14 protein-coding genes are annotated in these 18,325 nt (G+C 35.8%); 5 read left to right on the plus strand and 9 right to left on the minus strand.

Features of this window, described 5'->3' with window-relative positions; genetic code table 11:
• Window positions 1-789: 789 nt before the first annotated feature.
• The 6 genes from Q763_RS02060 to mnmE form a co-directional block, all read right to left on the minus strand.
• The gene (locus Q763_RS02060; RefSeq protein WP_035130724.1) at window positions 790-1,053 is read right to left on the minus strand and encodes a helix-turn-helix domain-containing protein; all 264 of its coding nucleotides are present in this window, start codon (window positions 1,051-1,053) and stop codon (window positions 790-792) included.
• 438 nt (window positions 1,054-1,491) lie between these two features.
• Window positions 1,492-2,304 (minus strand): SDR family oxidoreductase, encoded by an 813-nt coding sequence (locus tag Q763_RS02065; RefSeq protein WP_035130726.1) that lies wholly within the window; start codon window positions 2,302-2,304, stop codon window positions 1,492-1,494.
• 79 nt (window positions 2,305-2,383) lie between these two features.
• Window positions 2,384-3,280 carry a helix-turn-helix domain-containing protein gene (locus Q763_RS02070; RefSeq protein WP_035130728.1) on the minus strand — a complete coding sequence of 299 codons (897 nt, stop codon included), beginning with the start codon at window positions 3,278-3,280 and terminating at the stop codon, window positions 2,384-2,386.
• Window positions 3,281-3,585: 305 nt separating this feature from the next.
• A complete protein-coding gene (locus Q763_RS02075) occupies window positions 3,586-4,728 on the minus strand; it encodes a tyrosine-type recombinase/integrase (protein ID WP_035130730.1) in 1,143 nt (380 codons plus the stop codon).
• Window positions 4,725-5,288 carry a helix-turn-helix domain-containing protein gene (locus Q763_RS02080; RefSeq protein WP_035131264.1) on the minus strand — a complete coding sequence of 188 codons (564 nt, stop codon included), beginning with the start codon at window positions 5,286-5,288 and terminating at the stop codon, window positions 4,725-4,727. The genes Q763_RS02075 and Q763_RS02080 overlap by 4 nt, the downstream gene beginning before the upstream one ends.
• A gap of 232 nt (window positions 5,289-5,520) precedes the next feature.
• Window positions 5,521-6,918, minus strand: coding sequence for a tRNA uridine-5-carboxymethylaminomethyl(34) synthesis GTPase MnmE (gene mnmE / locus Q763_RS02085; protein WP_035130732.1), 1,398 nt, complete (start codon window positions 6,916-6,918; stop codon window positions 5,521-5,523).
• A 201-nt stretch (window positions 6,919-7,119) separates the two neighbouring features.
• Between mnmE and Q763_RS02090 the strand changes: the two genes are divergently transcribed.
• The 5 genes from Q763_RS02090 to Q763_RS02110 all read left to right on the plus strand — a co-directional run bounded on the left by Q763_RS02090 (window position 7,120) and on the right by Q763_RS02110 (window position 14,522).
• Window positions 7,120-8,763 carry an LVIVD repeat-containing protein gene (locus Q763_RS02090; RefSeq protein WP_035130733.1) on the plus strand — a complete coding sequence of 548 codons (1,644 nt, stop codon included), beginning with the start codon at window positions 7,120-7,122 and terminating at the stop codon, window positions 8,761-8,763.
• A gap of 147 nt (window positions 8,764-8,910) precedes the next feature.
• A complete protein-coding gene (locus Q763_RS02095; RefSeq protein WP_035130734.1) occupies window positions 8,911-9,750 on the plus strand; it encodes a universal stress protein in 840 nt (279 codons plus the stop codon).
• A gap of 75 nt (window positions 9,751-9,825) precedes the next feature.
• Entirely contained in the window at window positions 9,826-11,598 is a 1,773-nt protein-coding gene (locus Q763_RS02100; protein WP_035130735.1) for a MutS-related protein, read from the plus strand.
• Window positions 11,599-11,708: 110 nt separating this feature from the next.
• On the plus strand, window positions 11,709-12,557 hold the full coding sequence (locus Q763_RS02105) for an alpha/beta fold hydrolase (protein WP_035130736.1): 849 nt from the start codon (window positions 11,709-11,711) through the stop codon (window positions 12,555-12,557).
• Between the two features lie 117 nt (window positions 12,558-12,674).
• The gene (locus Q763_RS02110; protein ID WP_035130738.1) at window positions 12,675-14,522 is read left to right on the plus strand and encodes a hypothetical protein; all 1,848 of its coding nucleotides are present in this window, start codon (window positions 12,675-12,677) and stop codon (window positions 14,520-14,522) included.
• Window positions 14,523-14,682: 160 nt separating this feature from the next.
• Here Q763_RS02110 and dnaN read toward each other — a convergent pair whose 3' ends face one another.
• The 3 genes from dnaN to gldF form a co-directional block, all read right to left on the minus strand.
• The gene (gene dnaN / locus Q763_RS02115; RefSeq protein WP_035130739.1) at window positions 14,683-15,801 is read right to left on the minus strand and encodes a DNA polymerase III subunit beta; all 1,119 of its coding nucleotides are present in this window, start codon (window positions 15,799-15,801) and stop codon (window positions 14,683-14,685) included.
• Window positions 15,802-15,884: 83 nt separating this feature from the next.
• Window positions 15,885-17,573: a gliding motility-associated ABC transporter substrate-binding protein GldG gene (gene gldG, locus Q763_RS02120; protein WP_035130741.1), complete on the minus strand. Its 1,689-nt coding sequence runs from the start codon at window positions 17,571-17,573 to the stop codon at window positions 15,885-15,887.
• A complete protein-coding gene (gene gldF, locus Q763_RS02125; protein WP_035130743.1) occupies window positions 17,573-18,298 on the minus strand; it encodes a gliding motility-associated ABC transporter permease subunit GldF in 726 nt (241 codons plus the stop codon). The genes gldG and gldF overlap by 1 nt, the downstream gene beginning before the upstream one ends.
• Window positions 18,299-18,325: the final 27 nt, after the last annotated feature.

Consider the following 18,325-nt stretch of genomic DNA (forward strand, 5'->3'; position numbering starts at 1 on the left):
GCGAACCACTTGTTGATTGTAAAGAAAACTGCAGTGAAGAGCAACACGCTCAAAACAGACGCTCGGAGTTTGTGATCGTGAAAAAGAATTAGCGTAAATATTAATTATAAAAATTGTCCATGAATAAATAGAACTTATTAATTTATTTAAAATCCCTGCGAGGCAGGGTTTTTTTGTTTATCTGCTTTTTGGTATAATGTAATGTTAATTAACTAATTTTATTCAGAAAATACATCATTTGCCGATGCAGAAATTAGTGAGCCTTACCATTGCTGAATTTCATGGTAGTGAGGTACAATAGGGATACAGGTTTTATCCAAATATCAACAAACATCACAAACAAACCATTTGTTTGACTTTCAAAGACATACCGGCGAAGGGTTGCTGGTTAGACTGCAAATGTAAAATATTTTTTAAATGAAAATGGGCAAAATTGCTAATTTTTGATAGCATTTTAAAACTAGAATTTTAGTGAGGTACAAATCGTTGTGAAGAGCTAAATTAATTTAGATGGTCTCCTTCTATATTAGTTAGTTTATCTCAAATCAACGCAGTTACTTATATTCTGGTAAGCGGACTTGCCCGGACAATTTTCGAACACCTTTATAGAAGATTTGTCAATATTGGCGCGACTTTCGGCTTAATGTTATTTGAATTTTAAGATAATTTTATGGTGTGTTAAGATTATAATAAAATGATATAAATTTAATCTCTTCATTATATCAGATAAATTTCAGCAATAAAATTATAGTATTTCAGGTTATAACCGTTGAAAAAACTATGATTGGGTTAGTTTAAATTTCTAAATTCAAAAGGTGTCATGCCCGTTTTCTTTTTAAAAAGACGTGTAAAATGCTCCTGATATTTAAAGCTCAGTTGGAAAGCTACTTCGCTTATGGGATGGTTTGCTTCTAAAATAGAAATTTTGGCATGTTCAATAAGTCGGGATTGTATATAATCAGTCGCTGTATTTCCGGTTTCTTTCTCAACAAGATGGCCAAAATAGTTGGTGGAAAGGTGCAGTTGGTCTGCACAGTACGAAACGCTGGGCAACCCGAGAGTAGTTCCAAGGTTGGTATAATAAATCTAAGATTAGAAACAATTTAAAGTTTCGTAGATCATAGGAAGACTTAATAAAAGTAGTAAACAGTACACTTGAATGTACCGAGTTATACATATGATCCAAAAGACTAAATTTTAAAGTTTTTTTAGTTAATGCTTCAGGTAAATACACTCATTCTTAATATCCTAAACTTTAGTACAAAAAAGTAAATAGTTGTCTAAAATCCCTGATAGGCCCAGCAACATATTCATTAATTGCCAATGCTAATGATAACAAAAAGAACCACAAATAAGAGTGATTTGTGGTTCTTATCGTACCTGATAATATTTATCTTCCTAACGAAGCCAACCAATTCAGCAATGAATATGGATAAAGGCCATCAAAGAAATACTTCATAGATAGCTTTTTTGAAATTGTAAAAGTTATTTTTATTTACCGAAAAACGCTTTATCTAATTCTTCATGGAATACTTCGGCACCTAATTCTAAACGCTTGTTAAAATCGCCGTTAGCAACAGGACCAACCAAGTATCGCAATTGGTTTTTACCATCTGTAGCTGCTTCATAAATAACTTCTGAAACTGTTTCCGCAGGGGCTAGATTATCCAGTACTTCATCACTGAAAAATACTTTTTTGAAACTATCAAAAATGTCATTATAAGCGGGATGTTCCGGCATTACTAAAGAACGTCCTGTGAAATCAGTTTTTGTAGGACCCGGTTGTACTGTTTTAACCTGAATGCCTAACTGGTTTAGTTCAAAAGCCAAACTTTCAGTAAACCCTTCAATAGCCCATTTAGTTGTATGATATAACGAAAAGAACGGATAAGCTACCAAGCCACCTATTGAAGAAATAGTAATAAATACACCTCCTTTATTTTCTCTAAAATGTGGAATAAACTCTTTTGTAAGTTTTATTACACCTAAAAGATTTGTGTTGATTACTTGTTCAATTTCTTGGTCTGTAGTTCCTTCCAAAGCTCCAACAGTACCATAACCTGCATTGTTTAGTACTACATCAATTTTACGTAAAGAAATTGCTTTGGCTACTGTAGCTTTCATTTGTGTTTCATTAGTAACGTCTAGCGGTAATAAAGTTACATTAAGTAGTTGTGTAAGTTCCGTTTCTTTTTCAGGATTTCGCATGGTTGCAATCACATTCCATCCTTTTTGCTGAAAATACATTGCAGTTGTTTTACCTATACCAGAAGAAGTTCCAGTAATAAAAATTGTCTTTGCCATAGTTTTAAATTTTATGAAGACAAAGTTAGAGCAGGTATGAAGCCTACAGTAACAAAAAACAATCGTAATTGTACAAAAATCAATCAATCCTGAATTGACTAGGCGTCATACTAGTTTGCTTCTTGAAAAAGTTGTGAAAATGAGTAACTTCTTTAAAGCCTAACGCAAAAGCAATTTCCGAAATGTCTTTATCGGTATGTTGTAATAATATCTTAGCTTCTACCAAAATACGTTCTTGAATTATAACCGAGGTAGGTTTTTGAAAAACAATCTTTAGTGCTTTATTCAAGTGGTTTACATGAACTGATAGTTTTTCAGCAAAATCTGATGCAGAACGTAATGGTAATACACCTACATCTTCTATGGGAAACTGACGTTCTAAGAGTTCTAAAAATTGTGTGGCTATTTTTTGTGCTCCATTGGTAAGCTGTTGCGAAGTCTTTTTGGGAGGTTGTATTTTTTCTGCTTGGTACAACAGATCAAAAACTAACATACGCATTTTGTCATATTTATGCTTATAATCAGATGTCCACTCTATTAACATATCTGAAAATACCTGTTTAGCCCAGACGTATTGTTGGTTTGTTAATTCAATGATAGGATCACCTGTTGCTTGAAATGGTGCATATTGAATAGGATTACCGAAATGATGAAAAAAGTTTTCTGTAAAAACACATGAAAAACCAAGCTGTTTTTCACCAATTTGTTCCCAATTATACGGTACGAGCGGATTGGCAAACAATAATGCTTGTTTTTTAATCTCTATGGTTTTATCTAAATAATGTACTTTGTTTTTCCCTTCAATTAAGCTTATTTTAAAATAGCCTCTTCTGCTATAAGGAATAGGTTTGATGCTGCATCCCATCAAATCCTCAAAAGCAAATACATTAAAATGACCTAATTCTTTTTGTAGTGTTTCAGGTATCTTTTGCAAGCGTTGCTTATAGAAGTCATCTAAAGTTTCGATATTTTTCATTATACAAAAATACAAAAATCAAATATTATACACATTTTCAATTATGTGAAACTTTATAAATCTAGCTACTTATAAAATCATATAGAACATGATTAATAAAACAATTACTAAAAAACCACCTATGTTGGTTTAATTAATTTTTTGGAATATAAAGTGCTAAACTAACAAAAATAGCTTTAGACATGCTCGCTTATTCAGAGATATTTAGCCCCCTCAGAAATCAATGGATTAAAAGTAGCAAAGCATACTTGACAAGAGCAAAAACAAACAAGAAGTTGCAGTCAAAAAAATGACAGTAAAAGATATTATTTGATGTGTATATTGTTGGCTGCTGCTCTTTTTTTTTGGTCGATGACTTTGGTGTATATTTGAGTTGTTTTAATGCTTTTATGCCCCAGCATCTTAGATACTGTCAGCAGGTCTGTACCATGGGCAATTTGTAGGGTGGCATACGTATGTCGGAAACAATGAAAGGTAATGTGCTTGCTGATGCCCGCATCGGTTACCCAAATGGGTACCAGCCGGTCAAAGTCCCACTTTTTAAGGGTCGGAAATACCAATTCTTCCGTACCAATCGGTTTCCCTAATATTTCATAGGCCATTTCAGAGATGGGAAGGTTTTCCTGTCGTTGGGTCTTTTGCTGTGCAAACCTAATATAATAGCCATCATTTAGCGTATGCTGTACTTCTTTCCATTTAAGTTTTCGGATATCCGAATAACGCATACCTGTCAGTATCGAAAACAAGCTGACACGTTTTACCACTTCTTTTTTACAGGGGGTGTGGAATAGTGCTGTAGCTTCTTCCAGTGTCAGGAAATTCCGTTGTGATTCCTGTTCCTTAATCCCTTCAATGCCTGCATTCACATCAGTGTGCAATAATCCTTCCTTATAGGCTTTCTTCAGGGTGGTCCTGAGTTTGTTGAAATACGACAGCGCCGTATTCCTGGCCAGTATCTTTCCGGTATCTCTTCTGCTTTTGGCCGTTAGCAGATAGTCACGGTAATCATCAACCAACACTATGGTGATATCCCCAAAAGTTAATTTCTTACCATCGGCAAAGTTTTCAAAATGGCAGATGGCACTCTCCCAAATCTCATTGCTTTGCCCGGAGCGCTTCGCCGCCTGCTTTTTAAAGTAGGGCAGGAAGGGACGCTGGGCAATTTCTTTCCGGCGCAGCTGCTCCATCTCAAAAGGCGTATTGATAAATTCCTTGTTTACCTCGTTCCGGCGTCGGGTACAGATCATTTCAGCCATTCTCAGGTTTTCGGAATTATTGAGTTTTTGGGCAAATCCTTTCGGTTTTTCATAGATGTACAGTTTCAGAAATTCCCTGCGTGTCCGGATTCCGCTCTCCGGATCGGTTATGGGCGGATAAAAGTCAAGATACAGCGACTTCCTGCCTCCGCTAAGGGTTTTGCTTCGTAATGTTACACGTGTCTTTTTCATAGCTCTACTGCATTAAATATAACATCGAGTTCAGCTTTTGGAACATAGGTAAACTTACCTATACAGTACTTCACGATTCCGTGGCGGTGCAATAAATGGTACAGTGCCGCAGGGGATACGTTAAATTCAGTTTGCGCCTGCCCAATAGTATAACAGTGTTCAATACCCGGAAAAGCCTGAACTGGTTCCAGTTTTTGAGGAATAATGGGTACGGCAAAAAAAGCTTCCATATCGCATTTTCTAAGCACGGTTCGGGTCCCGAACTTGGCAATGTTGAGATGTCCTCGGTCAATTAACCGGTAAATTGTCCTTCTGCTGATTCCGAAGATCCTTCCCGCCTGGGTAATGCTAAGGAATTCTCGTTGGGTAATTTTCTCCAAATCGCCACTTAACAAGCGGCTGGTCTGCGCATTGGTTTTGTCTATTTTTTCCTGTCGCTGTGCGGCTTTGTAGGCCCTACTGTTGCACTTGTGGGAACAGTATTTTGTTGTTGTTTTTTTAGCCGTGAATTCCTGCAGACAGAACTCACAGATTTTTTTAATCCTGATGTTGGTGCTCATTCTCCCAATATTTTGTGCCTCCCTGTGCCTAAGTGTGTCTCTGTGTGCCATTATTTCGCCAAAAAAAGGTCCCGGAGGACAACTTTTAGGGCGAGGTACAAATGGGGTACAAATTTGAGCCAAACATCACAAAATAAAGATAAAGTGGCTAAAAATGAAAAACCAGTTAAATTGCTGTTTTATAACAATTTAACTGGTTTTGTTTGTGTTGTCTTGCGATGTTTTGCGCCTGCTATTTACCGATGCAGAAATTAGCAAAAATATTACCTAACAGTTCATCATTAGTAACCTGACCTGTAATTTCTCCAAAGTAGTATAGTGCCTGCCTAATGTCAATAGCCATAAGATCGGCAGGGAGGTTAGATTGCAGTCCAAACTGTACTTTTTGGATCTCTTCTAAGGCTTTTAATAACGAATCATAATGCCTTGTATTGGTTACTATGGTTTCGTTATTACGTAATGCTCCCGTATTAACGAAAGAAAGCAGCTTATCTTTTAGTTCCTCAACACCCGTATTTTCTTTAGCTGAAATAAGCATAAGTTCTTCAATAGCTAAAGTGATTTCGGTTTTCTGACCATCAGTAATTTTATCGGCTTTGTTTCCTAAAACAATAAGAGGTTTTAAAGGAAACTGGTTTTTTATTTTTTCAATCTCAATTTTAAGTCGGTTAAGATATTCTTTATCGTTTGCCAAAGCCGAACTGTCTATTAGGTAAATAACAACCTGAGCCTGTTCTATTTTTTCAAAAGTCTTTTTGATACCAATACTTTCAACTACATCTTTAGTCTCCCTGATTCCGGCAGTATCAATAAACCTGAAACCTATACCGTTTATAACCAGTTCGTCTTCAATGGTATCTCTTGTTGTACCGGCAATGTCAGATACAATGGCTCTTTCTTCATTTAATAAGGCATTAAGCAGGGTAGATTTACCTACGTTAGGTTCTCCTACAATAGCCACCGGAATACCATTTTTAATAACATTACCTACAGCAAATGAATCGATAAGTCTTTTAAGTACAAATTCAATTCGGTTCAATAGATCATGGAATTGGGTACGGTCGGCAAACTCAACATCCTCTTCAGAGAAGTCTAGCTCAAGCTCTATGAGAGAAGCAAAATTTAGTAGTTCATCGCGTAATTTGGCAATTTCGTTAGAGAAACCACCCCTCATCTGCTGCATGGCAATTTGGTGCGATGCCTCATTATCACTGGCAATCAGGTCGGCTACTGCTTCAGCCTGTGATAAGTCGAGTTTTCCATTCAAAAATGCCCTTAGTGTAAACTCACCGGCATTAGCCATACGGCAACCGCTACGCAACATTAACTGAATAATTTGCTGTTGTATAAAAGTAGAACCATGGCAGGAAATCTCTATAGTATTTTCTCCGGTGTAGGAGTTAGGTCCTTTAAAAAGAGATAGCAAAACCTGGTCATAAATTTTATCGCCATCGGCAATATGACCAAGGTGTATGGTATGCGTTTTTTGTTTAGTGATATCCTTACCGGAAACCGAACGAAAAACCTTAGATGCTATGGTGATGGCATCTTTACCTGATAAGCGTATAATGGCTATGGCTCCGGCTCCCGAAGGTGTTGCAAGTGCTACAATGGTGTCCTGTAAAATCATAAACAAAAGTTTTTGCAAAGATAGTTATTAAACACACAACGCAAACATTTGTTCATTCGTCGTATAATTACTACCATTCGTCTATCTGTTAGTGATTTATTGAAAATCTTTTAGTTACATTTGTACTATAATTTGAATAAATAAATTCAAAAAATAAATATTACAGTCAGCTAAATAATTTTTCACCCCACAAAACCGACTATGAATAAGAGTTTTATCCGCTTAGGCGCTCTTGTAGGAGCACTAGTATTAATGATTTCCTGTAACAATGACGACAATTCGGTAAACACACCGGATGTACAGGAAAAAATTATTTTAAACACCGATTCTCAATCCCTAAATCAAAGAATTAAATTTGACAACTCAGGAGTACTAAATGTAGACCTTCCTATAGCTGGCAGAGACGGCGAAGATGTTGCCGGGAACTTCCCTCTTGAACTGGTTGCCGAAGTACAGCCACCTGTATACGGTGATTTAACCCTGAAAGCTACTCATGTTGCAATTAACGGTAACTATGCTTATGTATCATATAATACAGAAGGTGAGGCTTATTCGGGAGCTATTGATGTAATTAATATTTCAAACCCTGCGGTTCCTCAATTAGTAATGCAGGCTGTTTTACCTGATACCGATATTAGTTCGCTTACATACGATAACGGAGTTTTATATGTTGCAGGTGCAGCAAGTACTGATGCTTTTCCTGAGCTTGATTCGCCTGCATTTACAGCAGCTATGACACTTTCTAACGGACTTCTAAGTACTAACTATACTCAAACTACTATTGCGGGTAACGTAGGTACATCTGTAACTTCATCAGGGAACAAGTATTTTGCCGTATCTGGTGATAACGGTGAGCTTGTAAAAATAAACAAGTCTAACAATCAGGTTGAAGCTACTATCCCGGTAAACGATTTAAGAGCTGTAGCATTTAACAGCAACAAAGTTGTAGTTTTAAGTGGAACTCAGGGAGTAAAAGTGTATAATGCAAACAACATGAATCAGCAAACTACTTTTGCTACTTCACAGGATGTTGCTTCTGCAAAAAGAACAATAGACTTTTTAGGTAACAATACACTTTTAGTTGCCGAAGGTTACAACGGACTTGGTGTATATAACTACAATTCCGGTAATAAAACACAAACTATAAACGTACCAACATTTGTTGATGGTGTAGATTCATCAGATATTACAACAAACGCGGTATCGGTAAACGATGACAAGGTATATATCGCTAATGGTGGTGCCGGACTTTACATTTATGAGAACGGAAACGGTAACCAGGGACTTAATATAATGGGTTCTATTAACCTTGACGGATCTTGTAACTATGTGGTAAGTAAAGACAAATACATTTTTGCCGCCATGGGTAACGGAGGCCTTAAAATAGCCCGTATTATGACTAATGTACAAACTATTGACTGTACAGATTTCCCAACTTATAACGGATCATCATGGTTAAACGTAAACTCTAACCAAACTAAAGAGTACCAGGGATCGGCTTCATTACAGGGAGTGAATGTAAATTCAAATTCTAACCTTACTTTCTGTGGTTCACTATCGGTTTCTCAGGGACTAAACGTAAACAGTAATGGTACTTTTTACATGAAAGGTTCATTGGCTCAGGGACAGGCAAACAATCCTTGGTTATCACTTAATGTAAACAGTAATGCAATATTACGAGTTGAAGGAAGTGTGGTTGTATATGGTAACCTTGTACTAAACAGTAACTCTACACTGGAGTTTGTAGGTTCGGGTTCATCAATTACAGTATACGGTAGTGTTACAAAAGGAAGCAATGTTACGATTACAGGAGAGTATACAGATACTTTTAACAACGTGAATTAAGAAACATAAGCAAACACAATTATAGAAGAGGCCGACTTTATGTCGGTCTTTTTTTTAACAAAAACCTTACAAACAACAGTGATAAATGTCATAATTTTAAGACGATAATTTTTGTAACTTTACACTACATCAACATCGTACTTATTTATGAAACGTATCCTTTTTCCTACGGATTTCTCTCAGGCAGCAAAAGCCGCCTTTGTATATGCCCTGCGCTTTGCTGATAGCTTTGACGCTGAGCTCATTCTTTTACATGTATATGACCTTCCTATAGTAGATACTCCGCCAATGCCGGAAATGACTAAGGAGATTTTTGATATTGTAGAAATGAACCAGTTTGAGAGTTTTAGGGAAGAACTACCTGAGCTTCATAAAATTGCTGAGAAAAAAGGATTGGGGCATGTAAGGATTAAAAATATGCTATTGTATGGTGATTTGGTATATAACATAAACAAAGTTACCAAAGATGAGGATGTCGATTTTATAGTGATGGGAACTAAAGGTGCTTCGGGGCTAAGGGAAACATTTATAGGTTCTACAACAGCTTCTGTAATTTCTAATTCAGATGTTCCGGTCCTGGCAATACCTGAGGAAGCCGAATTTCATCACAGGATAAAAAATATAGCCTTTACTACCCAATATAGGGAAAAAGATAACGATGCCTTAAAAAGTGCTCTTGAAATAGCCGATAAGTTTAAGGCAACTGTACAGTGCCTGTATATTAAAAATCCTGATGATCCGTCTGATATTGATGAAAGGATTGCCGAATGGAGAATGTATTACAGGGATAAGAATATTGATTTTTTTAATATAGCCGGAGACCATATAGAACAGACTATTCTTGATTTTATAGAGAGTCAACACGTGGATATGCTGGTCATGCGTAAACACAAACGAGGATTTTTTGAAGGACTTTTCCATAGGAGTCTAACCAAAAAAATGGCCTATCATACTAAAGTACCATTGTTGGTATTCCATGAAAATTAAATATACTATCCCGCTGAAAGGCGGGATTTTTTATAAGTCAATACTTATATTTGCGCTTTAACAAACCTCTTACCTATGAATTTTTATTCTTCAAGACTTACCTATTTTACCCATCAGCTGGAACAACTCAAAAAACAATACAATACTATTAGCTTTTTAAGGCTTGTAGCGGTATCGGGAATTTTATTTTTCGGCTGGCAGTTACTAAAAACAGAAGGTGATTTTGTTTATTTACCAGGTATAGTAATTGGTATAGTAGCTTTTGCTTTTCTTATGAAGAAACACGGAACCATCTCTAAGGCAAGAACCAGGGCAAGAGCGTTAAAGGATATTAACATAGATGAGATGACCTTTTTGAAAAAAGAAGGGATTCCGTTTGAAAACGGGGAGGAGTTTATTGATTTTCACCATACCTATTCGTACGATTTGGATATTTTTGGAAACAGGTCATTATTCCATAATATGAACCGTACCCAAACCTTTAAAGGGAAAGAAAAACTAGCCTCATTACTACTTCATGTTTTGCCACAGGATGATATACTTAAAAATCAGGAGGCTATTAAGGAATTGAGCGCTAAACCCGAATGGAGGCAGGAAATAATGGCTATGGGTAAAATGAACAAGGATAATGCAACCATATATAAAAAGCTTATAGGATGGAGTAAAAGTAACTTAAAAGGCATGTCTAAGTCTGTAATAATTGCTGCTTATGCTTTTCCTGCGCTTTTAGTTATTACACTTATTGCTTACTTTGTAACGAAGAACAGAAGCTTTTTAGATATTACAGGGTATTTATTTGTGTTTAATCTTGGTTTTCTTTCTACGCAGTTTAAACTGATAAAATCTGAAATTGCCGATACAACTGAAATCCATGAAATAATATATAATTACGGACTGATAATAGAGCAAATTGAAAAGGAACCGTTTAAAAGTGATAAGTTAAAAGGATTACAGCAAAATCTTGTTTTGAAAAACCATAAAGCAGGTGAACAGATAAGAAGATTGTCAGATCTTTTGTCAAGGATGGATACGGTAAACAACCTTTTTGCCATGATACTGTTTAACGGAGCTTTTTTATTCCATGTGCACACACTTAATACGCTTTTAAAATGGAAAAAAGAGCATGCTGAGGCCATATCACACTGGCTTGATATAATAGCCGAGGTAGAGGCTTTAAACAGTTTGGCTAACCTTTATTACAATAATCCCGAATTTACTTTTCCAAGCCTTAATAACGAGTATAAAGTAAGTTTTAAAGATATTGCCCATCCGTTACTAAATGCTACGACAAGGGTAGGGAATGATGTTGATTTCAATCCTCAATTCATGATACTTACAGGGTCTAACATGTCAGGCAAGAGTACTTTTTTACGCAGTTTAGGTGTAAACATGGTATTGGCAGGAATAGGAGCTCCGGTTTGTGCTCCACAGGCTAATATACATCCGTTACCTGTTTTGGTTTCTATGAGATTATCTGATTCTCTTTCCGACAGTGAATCGTATTTCTATGCCGAAATAAAGCGTTTAAAGCAAATTATGGACAGTTTAGAAGAAGAAAGAGCATTTGTATTACTGGACGAGATTTTGCGTGGTACAAACTCTGATGACAAACAAACAGGAACTATTGAGGTAGTAAAGAAAATGGTAGCACGCAAAGCGATAGGTGCTATAGCGACTCACGATATTGAGGTATGTAACACTACGGCACAATATCCTACAGATTTGCGTAACAGTTGTTTTGAGGCCCAAATTGTAGATAACGATCTTTACTTTGATTATAAGTTGAGAGATGGTATTTGTAAAAATAAAAGTGCGACTTTCCTTATGGAAAAAATGGGCGTTATATAACAGTTTCAGGTTTAACGTTTATTAACAGCTAAATATTTCTTAATCAGGTTAATGTTGTTTTTTGAGGTTAGTAACTTTAGGTATTATTAATTCAAAACAAAAAAACAGCTATGCCATTTATTACAACAAACTCTGTAAGCCTTTCAGGCAGTTCAGAAGAAGTCAATATTTTTTATCAGGATACAGGCAGGGGCAAACCGGTAATACTAATTCACGGTTGGCCGTTAAGCCATGCCATGTGGGAATACCAGCTAAACGAACTCCCAAAACACAATATAAGAGTTATAGCTTATGACAGACGTGGTTTTGGGATGTCTTCCCGCCCTTGGGAAGGATATGATTATGATACTTTTGCATCCGATCTTAAAGCCCTCATCGAAACACTGGAACTTACCGATGTTACCCTTGTAGGATTCTCGATGGGAGGAGGGGAAGTAGCCCGTTATCTTTCTAAATATAATGAAGATGGCAGGGTGAGTAAAGCTATACTGGTAAGTGCTGTGACCCCCTTTTTACTGGAAACCAATGATAATCCTACCGGTATGCCACAGGATTTGTTTGAGAATATTAAAGTGCAACTGGAGCAGGACAGGGCTCATTTCCTGTCTAATTTCGGTAAAACATTTTTTGGGGTAAATATATTTAGTCATCCTGTGAGTGATGAACATTTACAGCATACGCTTAATATGGCTATGAATTCGGCAGGATATGCAGCCATTAAATCAATGCAGGCATGGTCTACAACTGATTTTAGGAAGGATTTACCGGCTATTAAAATACCAATACTGGTAATACACGGTAAGGATGATGAAACAGTACCTATTGATATTTCTGCCGAAGAAACGGTTAAATATATTCCGCACAGTGAGTACTTGATTTATGATGATGCTCCACACGGACTTTTTTATACTCACATGCAAAAGTTTAATGAAGATATCGTTCGCTTTATTAATTCATAATTGCTAATACTATTAGCAACATAAAAAAACCGCAACACAGTTAAGTGTTGCGGTTTTTAATTTGTTAAAATTATTTTAATTTTTCATATATTCGTATTGAATTAAACGCCTTACGATATGAAACTCGAAAAAATACTGGATAATATTAATTCTTTTGAAAAGAATTCTTTCTTGAAAATTGTTGATATTTTAATCAATAATAATCCTAAAAACTTAAAGAAAATAGAGAGTATACTTTCTGACTCAAATAAAGACTTGAAGAATGTTGATAATATCAATATTGTTAAAGTATTTAATTTGCTAGAAGAGGAATTTATGGAATATATTGAGGATGAATTCTTGAAAACCTCTTCTCAATTAGATATTTTGATTGATATAATATCAAAAGAGGGATGTTGTATCATAAAGCAAGATTGGTTCTCAAGGTTATATGATAAACAATTATCAGCCTTAAACACTAAACTAAAATCATTCAAAGCTGAAATTGAGAATGATAAATCTGAAATATCTCCTGAAAGAAAAAGAGATTATAAGATATACAAAGAATGTTTACAGACAGCTTATTTTAATGACGAGGATAATAATCTTGATAGAAAAATTACTTCGGATGAACATTCCATACTACTCACACTATCCAACCAATTATCACTGGCACAAGAAGAGATTAAACTAATTAATTACATGATTTTGCCAGTAAAGAAAATGGATGTTGATGCGGTAATTAATGAATTGAAGTCTATAGGAGTTATATTTTATTCAAAAAAGAACAATACTATATATGTTGCTGATGAAGTAGTAAGACTACTAAGAAAAATAAGAGGTAAAGAAGTAGGAGATAAGTTTTTTAGAAGAGTTTTACTTCAATTAAGAGAGCCACAGATAAATTTAGTCTGTAAGAAGCACAATATTGACAGAAAGTTGCCTATTGAAGCAAAAATTAATGAAATAGTAAATGATGGTATCTCTTTTTCTCAAATGCTTATTGAGGATATTTATAAAGAAGGTACTACTTTGACAGACAGGAAAAAATTTATTAATGATTTCTGTGAAAAGAATCTTGGGATTAGCTCAATAAAAGGAAATATAATTGAAGAAAAAATTGATAATTTAATCAACTTCTTTGATGAGTTAGAGCAGGATGATAAAATAGGTATGTCCCATGATGGTTATGAGAAAATGTTAGTAGATATGGCAGAAATAATACCATCAATAAATAAAATTATTAGAAATAAATTTGAATTACAGGATGAGCATGTTCTTAGAAGCAGTTTTCTGTTAGATTATAATATCAAACCAAGAGACATTATAGAGTTAATTCCTGAAAAGGATCTTGTAAAATTCTGTGATTCTGAAGAAATAAAAACCCGAGGCGATGTTGTTCTGAATATTTTAGATGCTTTTAAAGATTCTGAAAACTTATTTTTGGAGAATTATGTAAATATAGGTCTTAGGGATTTAAGAGCCCTAAAAGAAAGTGGTATTTCTATAAAGGAAGCTGATTTAGGAGTGAAATTTGAAGACTTGACAAAGAAAATATTGAATGAACTTGGCTTTAATGTTGATGAGCAATTGAGAAAGCAATTAAATACGGCTAAGGATAAAATAGATATACTTATTAATCTAGGAAATAATGAACTAATATTAGTTGAGTGTAAAACAATAAAAGAGAGTAATTATAATAAGTTTAGTTCAGTTTCAAGACAATTAAAATCATATGATAGTATAGCAACTAAAAAGGATTATAAGGTAATAAAATCATTACTAGTGGCTCCTGATTTTTCAGATGATTTTGTAAAAGATTGTGGTCTAGAATATGAATTAAACCTGTCACTTATTACAGCATCTTCACTCATAAAAATATTAAATGGTTTTAGAAATTCTAAGCTTAAATCATTACCTCATAATTTATTAATGAGAGATGTTTTAATTCAAGAGGAGAGAATTATCAAGGCTATTTTAAAATAAAAAGCGTTATTGTATGTTAACATAAAAAAACCGCAACACAGTTAAGTGTTGCGGTTTTTAAATATAAAAAGGGTTGGATAATAGCGTAGCTATGGCACAGTTATATCAATCCCTGTAATAATAACTATTGGGATTTACTGTGTTTGTAAAAGGTTAAACCTTAGTTGTTGAGCATAACCGGCATTACCAGCATGGTAACAGTTTCGCCTTCATCAAGTCCGTCAATAGGAGTAAGGATACCTGCACGGTTAGGTAACGACATTTCAAGCATAATTTCGTCGCTTTGCAGGTTGGTAAGCATTTCTGTAAGGAAACGCGAGTTGAAACCTATCTGCATGTCGTCTCCCTGATAATCACAGGTAAGTCTTTCTTCTGCTTTGTTTGAGTAATCAATATCCTCGGCAGAGATGTTAAGCTCAGTACCCGCAATTTTAAGTCGTATTTGGTGTGTTGTCTTGTTAGAGAAGATAGCCACACGACGTACAGAGCTTAAGAAAGAAGTTCTGTTTATTAAAAGCTTATTAGGGTTCTCTTTAGGTATAACCGCTTCGTAGTTAGGGTATTTACCGTCTATTAATCTACAGGTTAGTATATAATTATCAAAAGAGAAAGTAGCGTTAGAGTCGTTGTATTCAATTTTTACCTCTGCGTCAGATGTTGCTAATATACCTTTAAGAATATTAAGCGGTTTTCTTGGCATGATAAAATCAGCAACCTGAGATGCTTTTACATCGGTTCTTGCATATTTAACCAGTTTGTGAGCATCGGTAGCTACAAACGTAAGTCCTTCAGGAGAGAACTGGAAAAATACCCCCGACATTACAGGGCGAAGGTCGTCGTTACCGGCAGCAAAAATAGTTTTGCTAACAGCAGTAGCAAGTACCTCAGCAGGAACAAGTGTTGAAGAAGGATCCTCAAGCGATACTGCTTTAGGGAACTCTTCACCAGATGCATAAGCAAGCGCATATTTACCTGAGTTAGAGCTTATCTCTATAGTGTTGTTATCTTCTACAGTGAAAGTAAGTGGCTGCTCAGGGAAAGTTTTAAGGGTTTCCAGTAACAGTTTTGCCGGTACGGCAACGCTACCCTGACTTTCTGAATCAATTTCAAGAGAGGCAGACATGGTAGTTTCAAGATCTGAAGCAGAAACCGTAAGCTGGTTATTATCTAATTCAAAAAGGAAGTTATCTAATATTGGCAGTGTGTTACTGCTGTTGATAACACTCCCTAGTACCTGAAGCTGTTTTAGCAAATATGAACTGGATACAATAAATTTCATTTCTATGGTCTTTGATTTTCGCAAAAATTACGTTTCACAAATATATCGTAATCAAACCGAATGTGAAATATTTTTTATTAACACTATCGGGAATATTTCCTTTTTCTTAAAAACGTAAACAGTACACCGAATACAAGTAAAATTATGATTGGTAATCCGACAGTTATAAACTGTACGGTGGTATACTGCTCGTAAACTTTTTCCTTATCGAGCATTGGCAGTTGTACTTCCTTGCTTCTTATGTTAATAAGTCCTGTATCATCTAACAGATAATTTACACAGTTCATAAGGAAAAGCTTGTTATCATAAAGCTGGTTGGTCCATTTGTCATACCCCAGTTCAAGAGGTTGATAACTTTGGTCCAGTTGATTTTTTATAATATCACCATCGGCAATAACAATCATCTTATTATCAACACCAACGGGTTTATAAGAAGGATCTTTAAAAGGAAGCACCCTGTTTTCATACATGGAATGGAACTGACCTTCCAATAGCACAGAAAGCGTTAAATATCCCTGTCCTTCATAATCCTCCGGTTTAGTCTGTTCGTTTACCATATCAAGGCTTACAGGTGTTGGTGTGCCTATAGCTTTTGAGTAGGGCGACGATTGTAGTAATACTGTTTTACGTATGTTGTTTTTAAGAGTATCAATACTGTTGGCAAAGTCAAACTTAATACCGTCCATGTTTTTCACAATAGGGTTGTCCGACTCGGCATATACAAACGGAGCAAAGCGCCACAGGTATTGCTGGTATTGTGTTTCACTACCCATTTGTCCCACAGCCAGTGATATAGGTGTAGCCCTTTCGTCCTTAACCAGTTTAGGATTGATCCTGAAACCATATTTAAAGAACATATCGTCCAGGTTAAGCTTACGAGGGAAAGCTAGTGTACTGCCGCTTTCATTATATAAGCTATCCATTTCGGCCTGTTGTACGGCATCTACCATCCACAGTGTTTTACCACCGTTAACAATATACTGGTCCAGTACTTCTTTTTCTTCTTCGGTAAACTCCAGTGTTGGTTTTGCTATAACGGCAAGATCATAGTCTTTAAGTGATTTAAGCGTATTCATCGGGCTGTTTGCAACCGAATCAAGCGTAAAAGGAGCTATGAAATAGTTTTCGCGTACCTGTTTAAGGAAGTCGGCCATCAGTAACTCATGTAACTCTCCGTTTCCTTTTATAACAGCGATTTTCTTTTCTTTCTCTTTGATAACTTTATTGATAGCATCGGCAAAAGAATACTCAAGGTGCTGCACTGAACTCACTACTTTTTCGGCAGTAGAGGCACCCATCATGTTTTTAAGAAGCTGAACTTTGGTTGTTTTATCACCATAGCTTACAATAGCCCACGGGAATACCACTTCCTGACTCTGTTTACCTTTATCGTCTACAGTAACGCTAATAGGGGTTAGGCCTCTGCTATAAAGCATGCGCATATCCTGTTGTCTTGTTTCCTCTTCGGCAAGCGGATTTTCAAAGTGGAATTCGATATTTGGGTTATAAGCTTTAAACTCTTCCAGTAACTGACGTGTTTCTGTTTGCAGACGTTTAAACTCTCCGGGGAAATTACCTTCAAGCAATACATCTATATAAACAGGTTCGTCTACGTTTTTTATAAGGGTTAGTGTTGCTTCAGACAGCGTATAGCGTTTGTCCTGCGTAAGGTCAAAGCGTTTAAAAATAAAGTTACCTAAAAAGTTAACGGCAAGTAAAAGTAAAACTGTTATAAGCAGTTGTTTCGTTATATATTGTTTTCCTTTTTTCATTACCATTTAAGTGTTTTAAGTTTATAAACAGTAAGCGATAAGAAAAGCACAGTGATGCTTACAAAGTAAATAATGTCCCTTGTATCTATAACACCACGGCTAATGCTTTTAAAGTGGTAATCCATACCTAAAGCCGAAACAAAATCACTAAAGCCTCCTGCTACGGCAGAAATACCTTCAAAACCATAGTAGAATACAAAACAAAGGAAAACAGCCATTATAAAGGCTACTATCTGGTTATCTGAAAGGGCAGAGGTAAATATACCTATTGCCGAATATCCGGAGATAAGGAATAGTAATCCGAAGTATGATCCTATTATACTGCCGGTATCTATACTGCCCGATGGATCTCCCAGTGATGACAGTACAAAAACATAAACTATGGTAGGTAGTATTGCTAATATAATTAGCAAAAGTGCCCCAAAGAATTTTCCGTTAACCATTTCCCAAACAGTAATAGGTTTGGTAAATAACAGTTCTATGGTTCCCTGTTTCTTTTCGTCAGAAAAGCTACGCATGGTTACTGCCGGGATAAGGAAAATAAGTATCCACGGTGCAAGCGTAAAGAAGGGGCTTAAATCGGCAAACCCGCTGTTAAGTATATTAAAGTCGCCTTCAAATACCCAAAGGAACAACCCGTTAAGCAAAAGGAAAATAGCAATAACCAAATACCCTATGGGCGACCCGAAAAAGGATTTGATTTCTCGTAGCAGCAATGCTTTCATTAGTAATGCCTGGTTTTTAGTTTATGG

This window comes from Flavobacterium beibuense F44-8, assembly GCF_000769915.1.
In the GTDB taxonomy this organism is placed as follows: domain Bacteria; phylum Bacteroidota; class Bacteroidia; order Flavobacteriales; family Flavobacteriaceae; genus Flavobacterium; species Flavobacterium beibuense.